Here is a 12,101-nt window from a genome sequence, read left to right as displayed (position 1 = left end):
TCATACACCTCTTAAACCTTTAACTGTAATAACTTTCATTACCTCTTTTCTATACCAAGAACTACCCCTTACATCTGTTGGGGGATTAGCTCCTCCAGCAGCTTTTTCGGCTGCCTCTTGTATTGTTTCGTCTGTTAATCTGTTACCTATCAAGATTTTTTCAGCTTCATATGCTCTATATGGAGAATCTGAAACTCCTGAATATGCTAATCTAACGTCTTCAACATTACCGTTTGAAACTTTTATAGCCATGGCTAAGGATGCTAGAGCAAAGTCTCCTGCTCTTCTAACAACTTTAATATATGCTGTTTTGTATCCCTCTAGACGTGGGAATACAATTTCCTTAACGATTTCTCCCTTTTTTAGATCTGTTGTAAAAGGTCCCTTAAAGAAGTCCTTTGCGCTTACTACTCTTTCGCCTGATTTAGATGAAATTACTACTTTAGCATCTAACGCTAAAAGTACTGAAGGATAGTCAGCTGCGGGATCTGCATTGCTTATGCTTCCTCCTATTGTGCCTAAGTTTCTTACTTGCACATCTCCTACTTGTCTTGCAGCATCGTAAAGTAATGGAACTTTCGATGAGGTATTGGAAACTATTTCTGCGTGTCTAGTTAATGCACCTATTCTTACCTCATTCCCTTCATCTTTTATGTATGATAGAGAAGTTAGCGGATTTAAGTCTACTACATAATTTAATGAAATTACTCTTAGTTTAAGCATAGGTATTAAACTTTGTCCTCCAGCTATTGGTCTGGCATCCTCCTTATCTAGAAAATCTAGAGCTTCGTCTACACTGCTTGGCTTAAAATAGCCGAATTCTGGTGGATACATTATAGTGTTATCTTTTTATCCTAATTTAAGTATTTCTCATTACAAAACTATTGCAAAAAGTTTAAGTTAAATATGAAGATAAAGAAATATAACCGACAAGAAGTATTTATATTATTCTCTCTGGATGAGTATAAATATTTAGTTTATTTCCTCTTACAAAACCTACTAACGATATTCCAACAAAATCACATAGTTCTACGGCAGATGTAGTAGGAGCTGAAATCGCAGAAATAATAGGAAAACCAACAATTGCAGCTTTTTCAGCAATTTCATATCCTACTCTACCACTTACTTGGAGTATTAAATTTGAGGAATCCATATTAGACAATAGTAGTTTACCTATAGCCTTATCTACGGCATTATGTCTCCCTACGTCTTCTTCTATGAAAATTGGATTACCGTTAGAATCAAATATTCCAGCCGCATGTAGACCTCCAGTTTCTAAAAATATTTTTTGTAGGTTTATCATTTTCTTAGGAATCTGCATTAGTATATCTCTATTTACTTTAATATCAAATTTCCTAGATAGTATTTTAACGAGCGTAGGATTACCGCAAATACCGCAGCTAGAATTTACTAGAAGCTCTCTTTCAAAACTAAAAGGATTCCTAAGTATTACTGTTATTGAATTTTTATCTTGAATTACATCCTCTACGTCTTCTAACTTCTTTATAATCCCTTGAGTAAATAAAAATCCAATTGCTAATTCCTTATCGTCTATTGGAGTTCTCATTATATATATCGTTCTAGAAATATTCTTGTATGATATAGTCAATTTTAATGGTTCTTCAATTACTATCTCATCGTTATCGGGAAAGGTTTTTCCTTCTATATATCTTAATATTCTTATTTTTTCACTCACGTAATACTTCCCCTATTACCTTCATTAGGTTAAGAAAGAAAGATAATCCCGAAAGAACGTCTGGATCCTTAACCATATTAAGAACATCGGTCAAGCTCCTTGCCTTTTTCATTTCATCAGGATTAAGCTTACTTAAAGCTGCAAGAAAAGTAGAAAGGTTCTTCATAACGTTCTCATTATTTTGTAACCAATTAGCTATTTCCAATAGTATTCCTTCTCTATTTTTTAATGCTGACATTAAAATATCAAGTAAACCCGAATCCTTTAATTCCTTAACTAGTTCAAAAACTTCTTCATCTTCTTGCGTCATTGGTCTGTCACCTTAATATAATCTTTTCTTTGCCACTTTTCCTCTACCTTAACACCTATTTGAGGTGTCCTCTCAGCATTTCTAGGATTCCATTTCGGTAACGGAGGTTCACAGACAGAACATGACTCTATTTTTTCTATTTTTACTGGAGTTTCTTTATAAGCTGGAGTTTTAGCAGTAGGATCTTTATTATCTAACGTTACCAAATTAACGTTCATATCTTTACTATCATGAATTGAGAGAAATACTCTATCTCCAGAGACTCTATTTGTAATCATTACTTTAGTCTTCAATTTTCCAGTCTTAGATCTTACCATTACCGTATCTCCATCCTTAAGTTCTAATTTCCTTGCAAGTTCTGGAGAAACTTCTAAAAAAGTCTCAGGAACCTTATACATTATTCCCGGAGTTTTTCCAGTCATATGCATCCAATGGAATTGTTCTAACATTCTTCCGTTAACTAAATAAAGATCATACTCCTCATCCGTCTCTACAGGTTTTATAATTCTTGTAGGATAGAATCTAGCTTTACCGTCAGGGAATGGAAATCTATCTTTATAAAGATATGGGGAATCAGTTCCATCTTCCTTAACTGGCCAAAGTAAACTCTTGAATCCTTCTAGTCTATCGTAAGTTACTCCTGCAAATATAGGTGCAAGTTTGGCTATTTCTTTCATTATTTCAGAAGGATTTGAATAATTCCAATTGTAACCCATTGCATTTGCTAACATTTGCAGAACCTCTCCATCACTTTTAGATTCTCCTAAAGGTTCCATGACTTTATATAATCTTTGGATTCTTCTCTCAGTATTAGTAAATGTACCTTCTTTCTCTAGGAAAGCTGCCGCAGGTAAGATGACATGAGCATATTTTGCAGTTTCAGTCATAAACATATCTTGAACTACTAAAAAGTCAAGCTTGCTTAAAGCTTCCCTTGTTTTAGCTTGATCAGAATCAGCAAGGACCTTGTCTTCTCCCATTATATACATAGCATGGATTTTCCCTTCTAAAATCGCATCTACCATTTCCGTGCTCGGAATTCCAGGATTCCTCGATAACTTACAATTCCATGCTTCCTCAAATTTTCTTCTTACTTCCTCATCATTTAACGATTGATATCCAGGGAGGAAGTTGTATAGCGCTCCAACGTCTCCTACTCCTTGAACGTTTGCGTGACCTCTTAATGGGAAAGCTCCAGCACAAGGTTTACCGTAATTTCCAGTCAATAACAAAAGGTTAGATATTGCAGTAGAAGTTTCGCTTCCGTCTTGATGTTGAGTAATTCCCATAGCCCAAGCAATTGCTATACCCTTACTTTCATGGATCATTTCTGCTATCTTTATAATAATATCTTTACTAATTCCAGTGGTTCTCTCTACATAATCTAGAGAAAATTCTTCTAGGCTTTTCTTAAACTCTTCAAAACCTACAGTCCTTTCACTTATGAATTTCTTATCTTCCCATCCTTGATCTATAATATATTTTGCTATTCCGTTTAGTAGTACTATATCCGTTCCTACTTTAGGAGTAATGAATATGTCAGCCCTTTCAGCCATTTCATGCTTTCTAACGTCTATTACAACAAGCTTTTTACCATATAGCTTATGAGCTCTTTTTATTTTTCCTGCAATTACAGGATGGGCTTCTGCAGTATTTGTGCCAATTAATATTATTAAATCCGCACAAGCTAAATCATCTGAAGATCCGCTATCTGCTCCATATCCTACAGTTCTTATAAGTCCCGTAGTGGCTGGAGATTGACAATATCTGGCACAATTATCTACATTATTTGTTCCGATTACTTGCCTTGCAAATTTTTGAGCTAAATAACCTTCCTCATTTGTTGATGTGCATGATGCTATTATTCCTATAGAATCTGGACCATATTTTTCTTTAATTTCAGTAAGTTTACTAGCTATTAGAGAGATAGCTTCATCCCAAGTAGCTTCTCTAAATCTATCACCTTCTCTTATTAATGGCTTAGTTAATCTTTCACTGTTGACGAAATTTAGACCAAATTTTCCTTTTATACATGTAGCTATACCGTTAGCCGGAGATTCTGGTTTAGGTTCTACTTTAAGTATCTTTCTTCCTTTAGTCCATACTTCAAATGAGCAGCCTGTACCACAGAAAGTGCATACGGTTTTTGTTTTCTTTATTATAGAATTCCTCATCTGCTTATCTATATCGCTTATTAACATGAATGGAGCGAAGTTCTTTTCTCCTGCTTTCGCTGCCAAGATAAGTTTTTCCTTAATTTCCTTATTTATTCCAGTAAAATACCCTGCTTCACCTAAGATTGACTTTTCCATTAACGCATTTACTGGACATACTGTAACGCATGTTCCACAAGACACGCAAGAAGAATAGTCTATAGATTTACCATTACTCCATACTACCCTTGGCGGATTTAATTTCCAGTCTATCTTTATAACTTCATTAACTACAATGTCTTGACATGCTTCTACGCATCTCCCGCATAAAATACATTGTTTAGGATCGTAAACATAAAAAGGATTTGAATCGTCTACTTCATAAGGTTTTGGAATAAAATGTTGGGAATAAATCCCTAGTCTAGATACTGCATCGTGCAATTCGCAATCAACGTTATTGTCGCAAAATGTACAATACAAATCATGATTTCTTAAGATAGTATTGAAAGCTTTTTGTCTAGCGACCTTAACTTTGTCAGTATTTGTTCTTATGTTCATATTTTCCTCAACATATGTTTCACACGCTCTCACAATTTTTCCATTGACTTCCACAACGCATGTGTCACATGTCCTTATAGGACCTAAGTATGGATTATAGCATATATGAGGTACATATATTCCGTTTTTATCTAGTAATTTTAGAATGGTATCTCCCTTATTGACGTCTAATTCCTTACCATCTATTTTCACTCTAAAGGACATGTGTAATAAGTATTAACTAATATTTAAAAAACTATCTTAGTATAAAAATTTTATAGACATAATAAACGAAATAAAGCAGAAATAAAAAGAAATGACAGATTTTATTAACTAAATAAGCTATTAAAAATATCTTATAATTTAGGGGTCGGACTTTCATTGAGGTTTCATGAATTTGTATTCAACCTCTCGTCCTCATGCCCCTTATTTCCCTCCCCATGCCGTCTACGGGAGCGGTAGTTAAACCACTCCCTTCAAGGACATGGGGAGTTTCATTGAGCACCTTCCTCCCCCTCACATTGCTCATCGAGTTCATAGTGGCACCCTCCGATTAATTTTTGTAAGTAAAGCTTATAAGCTTTACTTTAAATAATCAATTATGGTTCAAGTTACATTCCATTCAAAAATATTCTCAATGGGTCATGACAAATACGGAGATCCAAAATACGCAATATACGTTCCTAAAAGCATTCATGAGAAGATTAAGGGCTTGTTGGAAAAGGAGGTGATAGTAATTGTTATCCTACCAGATGATTAGGAATAGGATTATCTGTTCTAGGGAAGCTCTCGAAAACTTCCAATTCGTTACAGTGAATGGTAAGGTAATTTTTGAAGATAAGGATAAGATAGTTAGGATTGCTAGGGCTTACTCACAAGTAGTTAAGAGTGCTATTAGGCCATTGTTTGATGGGAAGAGTGTTGATGAGTTAACTAAGGAGTTTTACAGCATCTTACCGAACTATATTTACCTCGAAACTGCTTTAAAGCAAGCTAAGACAATTACTGATGGTTTGTTGGATAGAGAGAAGGATAAGATTTTGCACGCTAAGGTCAAGAGGTTCTGGTTTGGTAGTAGGGGGAATAAAAGTGATAAGGGCAATAGGAATGTGAAGTTCCACGTTTTTCAAGACCATGTGGAAGTTAGAGTTAAAGACCCATGGAGTAAGTGGGTTCACGGCAAAGCGTACTTAGGCAAGGAGTACTTACCATTACTCCATGAGTTGGAGGAATTAGCAGAAAGGAAGGAGGAGGGTTACGGTGCTGTAATTAGTTTTAAACATTACCCTATGATCCACCTCCAAGTACCGCTCTGGCTTTATCTGAAGCACTTCTCTTTACCAAAACCTGTGGGTTACGGTTTGATTGCCGGTTTTGATTTGAACAGTGATAGGTTGAACGTTGTTGTAGTTAATAAGGATGGTAAAGTTATTGCCATTAAGACTTTTTGGTATTCAGATGTTACTAGACCAGGTTTTCCTAAAGGGAAAGCTATGGCTTTGCGTTTGAATGCTCTATCAGAGTCCCTCAATTTCCTATCAAGGGTTGGTGTTGATTATGTAGTATTTGAGGACTTGTTCCTAGTTAAGAGGAGGAGGTTCACTAGGAGTAAGAGCGGTAATAGGAAGGTTTCACGTTTCGCTAAGAAGCAGTTGTTAATTCACGGTGTTATTAAAGCACTTAGGTTGGGTTTCAACGTTATTCTAGTTAATCCAAAGGGTACTACAAATTCTGAGTATCACGATAGGATGATGAGGGAGAAGGGATTTGACAGACACACAGCCTCAGCTTACTTAATAGCCTTAAAAGGATTAGGAATGTTAAATAATATCAAATGACATAAAATTCACGGCTTATCGGAAACTGTTGTCAACGACAATTAAGTATTAGATATACATGTTCTGTTTTTAGTACTATATTTACATATTAACCTAATATGAATCAAATTAAAATAGATTTAAAAAAAATAACACAGCTAATATTTAATTTTTAAGTTAAATTTTTCCAAATATTTTTCAACACGTTCTCTGGCTACTTCAGTTCTTCCAGAATAAAAAATTAAGTTAACGAATGTCTTTTCCTTAAGTGAATACATAAATTCATTAATTTTACAAAGTCTTTCAAAACCTAAATTCTCCAAAATCTTTTGAGATTTAATATTTCTTTCATCTACCCATGCCGTAAGTATCTTTACATCAGTACTTCTTAGTAAGTAACTAAAAAGAGCATAGATTAGACCCTTTCCTCTGAAATACTTATCTACTGCATAAGCTATTTCACCAACATGAAATTGTCTTTCTGATCCGAAATATCTACCTTTATTTAATTGAATATTTCCTACAACTTTCAGAGTATCTTTATCTCCCTGATAAGCTAAAATCATCATTGTTTGTTTTCCCCAGCTCTTAGACCATTCAATTATTTGATTTTTATTAACTTCACTATATCTTACTAAGGTATAGTTATCTTCATCTTTAGATAATGAATTAACGAATTCTAAATAATCATTAACGTTTTTCTCAGTCGAATTTACTAACTGAATTTTAATACCGTTAATTTCGATTTCCACATTAACCTATCTTTTTACTTCATTTAAAACTTAGTTTATATCAGTAGAATATTTTAAAAATTATATACTTAAAAATATTAACTATAAAATCATTTTAATATAAAGATTTGGTTACATTGTAGAGGTTACAAAGTAACCTAAAAAATAACTTAATTTTAGCGTCTTCTCAACCTTTTGATACCTAATGCTACCAATATAAAGAGTACAAATAAAAGTAAATAGGTTAACATGCTAAAATTCGACGTGGCATTAGACGATTGTTGTGTATTTGAAGGTATTATACTTCTTGAGTAACTAGATGAGGCATTAGATATATTCTTGTTTGATAATGGGTGTAAGTAGAATTTAGGTATACTTGTGTTTCCAATATTATAGAAGTTATCATTACCAATAAGAACCCATGATTGATTTTCCTTAAATATAGTAATTAAGTTATCAGCGGATTCTTCAGTATCAGAACCAAAAGTGTAAAAGTTTTCTGGAGTTATTAATGTGCCATTAAGTAATATAATCTGTAATCCTAGGCTAGCATTCATGGATTTAAAATAAGTATATTCTCCATTGGCTTGTCCTGCAAATACTAGCTCAAGATCATAATATAATTGACTACCAGTAACATTATAGTCGTCTATAAGCAAATAAGTGGACTTAACATTAGCTACATTAATTGTTGCATTATCATACCACTGTATACCGGAACCATTATTATAACCAAAGGAAATCGTAACACCTTCACTTGAAATACCTTCAACCTTTATATAGAGTATCATTGATAAAGGAAAGGTATAGTTATAATAATTAGTTCCATATGCATAATAAAACTCGTTTTTATAAGGGAAAACTGAGCCTTTACCGTTTACGCTAGAATTTGTTAAATAGGAGACATTTGAGGTAAAGTTCCATATATTGTCTTCTACATAATATGTTCTTTCTGACGTAATAAAACCTATAACGTTTTGAAGCCAAAATTGATAACTACCATTGTTTGTATTGATTTGTAATACACTATTTAACTGTAATGATGCACCAGATCTGTTTACGCCTTCTGGTGGTGTAGAGTTAAACGCAGAGATATTATATATTGTTACGTAACCTATTGCCTCATCATATTTTGTTATAGTTCCTTTTAAAGTATTGGAGATATTATACACTCCATAGTCAGCAATTCCTATTGGTGCTGGAAGAGAAGACCTAACATTGTAGACGTTGTACGGAACAAGTGAATATTCAGTATTTACATTTATTGTATTATTAGTTACATTATTTAAAACTACAATATAATACGTATCAGTGCTTAGCGGACCCACTTTATAGCTGACATTATCACTAACGTTAAAAAAAATAGGCGTACCTGAAGAATTCTTTTCAAAGATATTGAACTGATTTTGGTTAAACAGCATTATTGTAGCTAATGCAGACGTATTTACGTGAAAAAATAAACATTGTCCAGAAGTGACGTTTATTGGATAATATTCATAATATTTAGGAGGAAGCGTTACCGGCTGATAAGATACTAGAGAGGAAGCAAAAAACGGCTCCACAACTGATGTAAAAACTAATATTAGCAAAAGAATATATAGAATTTTCATGTTCAGTTAAAGAAGTTAACTAACAATATATAAAGTTTTTTATCAAATGTATTACCGATTTTGTGATTTATAGCGAATTTATTAAATTATTTTTTAATTATTAATATTAAATTATTTATCATTCTATATGATAAATTTACAAATAAGGGTTTATTTCGTTTGCACTATAGCCTAAAAGAAACTAAAATATTCCTCAATGAGAGTCATGATTTACTTTTTTATTAGAAAATTTCTTAATTAATAGATAAATTAGTTTAAATAAATATTAAGGATTTTATGAGCCTTTTAGTTTTCTTGCTACTTGAGCTATTCTCTTCCCTTGAAATCTTGCAATCTTTATTTCATTTTCATCTAAATCCTTTTTAGAGCTTAAATGTGAAGAACCATAAGGGCTTCCTCCAGTATTAGTAGAAGATATTTCTGGAATTGCATAACCTAGAGGTACTATAATCATTCCAAAATGAAAAGCATAAGTTGTCATAGTTAAGATAGTCGTTTCATGTCCGCCGTGAATTGTTGAGGCCTCTGTAAAGAAAGTTACTGGTTTACCATAGAGATCTCCAGATCTCCATAAAGGCGCAGTAGTATCAAGAAATGTTTTCATTCCTCCCGCCATATTGCCATATCTTGTTGGTGAACCTATTGCTAATCCGTCTGCCCATTTAAGGTCTTCTAAATTTACTTCTTGAATATCCTTAGTACTATCAAGCGGTACATGGAATTTTTCTATTAAGTCTGGATATAGAGTTTCCCTAACTTTCCTTATTCTAGTTTCTGCACCCTCTTCTTCTGCACCCTTTGCTATTTCTTTAGCTAGCTCAACTATAGACCCATATCCATAGAACAGAACGAGAATTTTTGTGTCCATAAGCGAAAAAGTTCTAACGCAGTTTAAAAGTTAATTCACCTTAGTCAAGTATATTATTAAAAAATCAAATATTTATCTTATTAAACTTTATTAAACCTATTATAAACGGAATAGCTATCCATACTATAGACGATAATATTACTAAAGGTAAATGGACTGAGCTTACTGTCGGCGTTGTTCCATATTGAACTCCTAGGTAATAGGTACCGTACGATTCTGCTCCAAGAGGATTAAAGTAGTAAATTCCATAGATCATCTGAGTTACTTCATTTATATGTCCAGTTGTAAAGGCTATTATTCCAGCAATAGTGCTTAATCCTATTTGAAAGAATAAGAAGAGAAATATCGAAATTCCTAACATTGCACCTCCTGATTTTATAAAAGATGGTAACATATACACTAACGAAAAGAATCCAATAAGAGCTCCAGAAGTCGAAACAAACAATATTAGTGGAATATCTATAGGTAATAAAATTCCTGACGATGATACTAGAATTGAAAGAGTAGCATAAGATAGGAAAGTGAGCAAGAAAGAAGATATTATAGCTGTTAGAACACCTCCTAAATATCTGTTAATGTATAATTCTCTTCTGGTTATAGGTCTAGCTAGTATGAACTTCAAAGCTCCAGTATCTCTCGGCTTTGAGAATAGAATATAGGCTAAATACAGCATTACGGCAGGGAAAATAAAAGTAAAACCTCCAATTACTCCATTTATTCCACCTACTAATGATTTTATTGCGGAACCGTCTGGATAATATTCCGTTGTAGGAAATGTAAAGGAACTTGAGGATTTAACTCCAACTGATAAAAGTTTTATTGAATTAGGAGTTTGAAGATGATAAAAGTTAATGTAACTAGTAACGTTTCCAACATATTTAAAAGAAGTAATAGATATAGTGACACTGAAAGAATTATTTAAGAAACTAACGTAAACTTTCTGATTATTTGGAGTATCTATAGCTAAAATAAGTGTACCTTTTCCATTATTATTAATGACAGCAAACGCGTATTTTACAGTATTATTCTGGACATTATTCTGAATTCCATAGCCGAATCCTTCTTCAATGCCTTCAGCTGATAAGTATTTTGAACCGTTTTCGAATACTGGAAGTGGAATAAACTCAATTTTCTGATTATTGTAACTCACGGCAATAGGTTCGAAATAGGATTGAGGTAAATTAAGTTCGAAGTATCCAGAAGTATTAGTCCTATAGGACGCTCCATTTACGTTAATTTGAGCGTTGTTTATAGGAATTCCATGGTTATTAAATACATAGCCTATGACTTCAACTCCATTATCTTTTTGGATACTTACGCCTAATACGTTAAGATTGTGAAAATAGTATGGATTAGAGGAAACGTTTGTAGCATAAGTTTCATAAGATACTGCTATACCTATTGCAGCAAATATTACTATAAAAAGAATAACAGATAATCTAAGAAAACTTCTCTTAAAATCATAAAATACTGGTTTCATTTTTGCTCACCAATTAACTTAAAGAAAACTTCCTCCAAGTTACCTTCTACTTTGCCCATCTCTATTACATTATAATTTAATAAATCAGAAGAGAGTCCTGGAATATTTCCATTAAAATTCTCTATAAAAATTGTATTTCCTTGAAGTTTTGGATTACCATATTTTTCTGCTATCTTAATTACGTCTCCATCAATCCTTCCCAAAACTACTCTGAAAATGTTGGTCTTGGTAAAGCTTTTAATTTCTTCAATCGACATTTGCCTTATTATTTTTCCTTTATGTATAAAAATAACTTTATCTGCTATATTTTCTACTTCTGTAAGAATGTGGGAAGAGAAGAGTACAGCTTTGTTTTCTCTTTTCAATTTCACAGCAAGATCTCTAAAGAACATTATCCCTTGTGGATCGAGTCCATTAAGAACCTCATCAAATAAGAAATTATTTGGATCTGAAAGTAAGGACACAGCTAGGGCGAATCTCTTTTTCATACCCTGAGAGTAATTTTTTAATTTATCCTTCTCTCTGCCTTGCAGGCCCACTAAGGAAAATAATTCCTCTGCTTTCTTCTTAGCCTCTTCTTTACCTATACCGTAATATCCTGCAAGATAAATAAAATAATCAAGAACTTTAGCATCTTGCTCAAATATAGGTAATTCTGGAACCCAACTAACGTTTTTTGACGCTTCCTTTTTTTCTTTTATAATACTATGTCCATCAATTATGACGTCTCCGCTGTTAGGATACGAAACACCTGCAATTATTTCAATAGTTGTTGTTTTACCAGCACCGTTTAGGCCTACATATCCTACTAATTCTCCATTATTTACGGTAAACTTAACGTCTTGCAAAGCAGTAAAATTGCCATATTTCTTCGAAATATTTGAAACCTCTATCATCAC

Annotated in this window: 11 protein-coding genes; 2 read left to right on the top strand and 9 right to left on the bottom strand. The window is 33.1% G+C overall.

Features of this window, described 5'->3' with window-relative positions; genetic code table 11:
• The 4 genes from cutB to fdhF form a co-directional block, all read right to left on the bottom strand.
• Positions 1-834, bottom strand: a complete 834-nt coding sequence (gene cutB, locus DFR85_RS29815; RefSeq protein ID WP_110271409.1) for a glyceraldehyde dehydrogenase subunit beta — start codon at positions 832-834, stop codon at positions 1-3.
• 106 nt (positions 835-940) lie between these two features.
• Positions 941-1,696: a formate dehydrogenase accessory sulfurtransferase FdhD gene (gene fdhD, locus DFR85_RS29810; RefSeq protein ID WP_110271408.1), complete on the bottom strand. Its 756-nt coding sequence runs from the start codon at positions 1,694-1,696 to the stop codon at positions 941-943.
• Positions 1,689-2,006, bottom strand: coding sequence for a DUF1641 domain-containing protein (locus DFR85_RS29805; protein WP_110271407.1), 318 nt, complete (start codon positions 2,004-2,006; stop codon positions 1,689-1,691). The genes fdhD and DFR85_RS29805 overlap by 8 nt, the downstream gene beginning before the upstream one ends.
• A complete protein-coding gene (gene fdhF / locus DFR85_RS29800) occupies positions 2,003-4,921 on the bottom strand; it encodes a formate dehydrogenase subunit alpha (RefSeq protein ID WP_110271406.1) in 2,919 nt (972 codons plus the stop codon). Before fdhF ends, DFR85_RS29805 begins: the two co-directional genes overlap by 4 nt.
• Positions 4,922-5,297: 376 nt before the next feature.
• On the opposite strand from fdhF, the gene DFR85_RS29795 reads away from it, so the two are divergent.
• Positions 5,298-5,456, top strand: coding sequence for a hypothetical protein (locus DFR85_RS29795; RefSeq protein WP_168367218.1), 159 nt, complete (start codon positions 5,298-5,300; stop codon positions 5,454-5,456).
• Positions 5,449-6,534 carry a hypothetical protein gene (locus DFR85_RS29790; protein WP_110271405.1) on the top strand — a complete coding sequence of 362 codons (1,086 nt, stop codon included), beginning with the start codon at positions 5,449-5,451 and terminating at the stop codon, positions 6,532-6,534. The genes DFR85_RS29795 and DFR85_RS29790 overlap by 8 nt, the downstream gene beginning before the upstream one ends.
• 137 nt (positions 6,535-6,671) lie before the next feature.
• Here DFR85_RS29790 and DFR85_RS29785 read toward each other — a convergent pair whose 3' ends face one another.
• From DFR85_RS29785 to DFR85_RS29765, 5 genes are all read right to left on the bottom strand, one after another.
• Positions 6,672-7,265: a GNAT family N-acetyltransferase gene (locus DFR85_RS29785; protein WP_246252916.1), complete on the bottom strand. Its 594-nt coding sequence runs from the start codon at positions 7,263-7,265 to the stop codon at positions 6,672-6,674.
• 155 nt (positions 7,266-7,420) lie between these two features.
• Positions 7,421-8,854, bottom strand: a complete 1,434-nt coding sequence (locus tag DFR85_RS29780; RefSeq protein ID WP_246252915.1) for a thermopsin — start codon at positions 8,852-8,854, stop codon at positions 7,421-7,423.
• A gap of 274 nt (positions 8,855-9,128) precedes the next feature.
• Positions 9,129-9,722 carry an NAD(P)H:quinone oxidoreductase gene (wrbA, locus tag DFR85_RS29775; protein WP_110271403.1) on the bottom strand — a complete coding sequence of 198 codons (594 nt, stop codon included), beginning with the start codon at positions 9,720-9,722 and terminating at the stop codon, positions 9,129-9,131.
• Positions 9,723-9,786: 64 nt separating this feature from the next.
• Positions 9,787-11,202 carry an ABC transporter permease subunit gene (locus DFR85_RS29770; protein WP_110271402.1) on the bottom strand — a complete coding sequence of 472 codons (1,416 nt, stop codon included), beginning with the start codon at positions 11,200-11,202 and terminating at the stop codon, positions 9,787-9,789.
• A complete protein-coding gene (locus DFR85_RS29765; protein WP_210433917.1) occupies positions 11,199-12,098 on the bottom strand; it encodes an ABC transporter ATP-binding protein in 900 nt (299 codons plus the stop codon). The genes DFR85_RS29770 and DFR85_RS29765 overlap by 4 nt, the downstream gene beginning before the upstream one ends.
• Positions 12,099-12,101 lie beyond the last annotated feature (3 nt).

Origin of the sequence: Acidianus brierleyi (assembly GCF_003201835.2) — an archaeon.
GTDB classification, from domain to species: domain Archaea; phylum Thermoproteota; class Thermoprotei_A; order Sulfolobales; family Sulfolobaceae; genus Aramenus; species Aramenus brierleyi.
The sequence above is the reverse complement of the archived record's forward strand: the minus strand, read 5'-3'. Positions and strand labels throughout refer to the sequence as shown.

Coding starts and splice junctions, on each gene's coding strand:
- DFR85_RS29795 (WP_168367218.1), top strand. CDS start 5,298: ATGGTTCAAGTTACATTCCATTCAAAAATATTCTCAATGGGTCATGAC.
- cutB (WP_110271409.1), bottom strand. CDS start 834: ATGTATCCACCAGAATTCGGCTATTTTAAGCCAAGCAGTGTAGACGAA.
- fdhF (WP_110271406.1), bottom strand. CDS start 4,921: ATGTCCTTTAGAGTGAAAATAGATGGTAAGGAATTAGACGTCAATAAG.
- DFR85_RS29770 (WP_110271402.1), bottom strand. CDS start 11,202: ATGAAACCAGTATTTTATGATTTTAAGAGAAGTTTTCTTAGATTATCT.
- wrbA (WP_110271403.1), bottom strand. CDS start 9,722: ATGGACACAAAAATTCTCGTTCTGTTCTATGGATATGGGTCTATAGTT.
- DFR85_RS29805 (WP_110271407.1), bottom strand. CDS start 2,006: ATGACGCAAGAAGATGAAGAAGTTTTTGAACTAGTTAAGGAATTAAAG.
- DFR85_RS29790 (WP_110271405.1), top strand. CDS start 5,449: ATGATTAGGAATAGGATTATCTGTTCTAGGGAAGCTCTCGAAAACTTC.
- DFR85_RS29765 (WP_210433917.1), bottom strand. CDS start 12,098: ATGATAGAGGTTTCAAATATTTCGAAGAAATATGGCAATTTTACTGCT.
- DFR85_RS29780 (WP_246252915.1), bottom strand. CDS start 8,854: ATGAAAATTCTATATATTCTTTTGCTAATATTAGTTTTTACATCAGTT.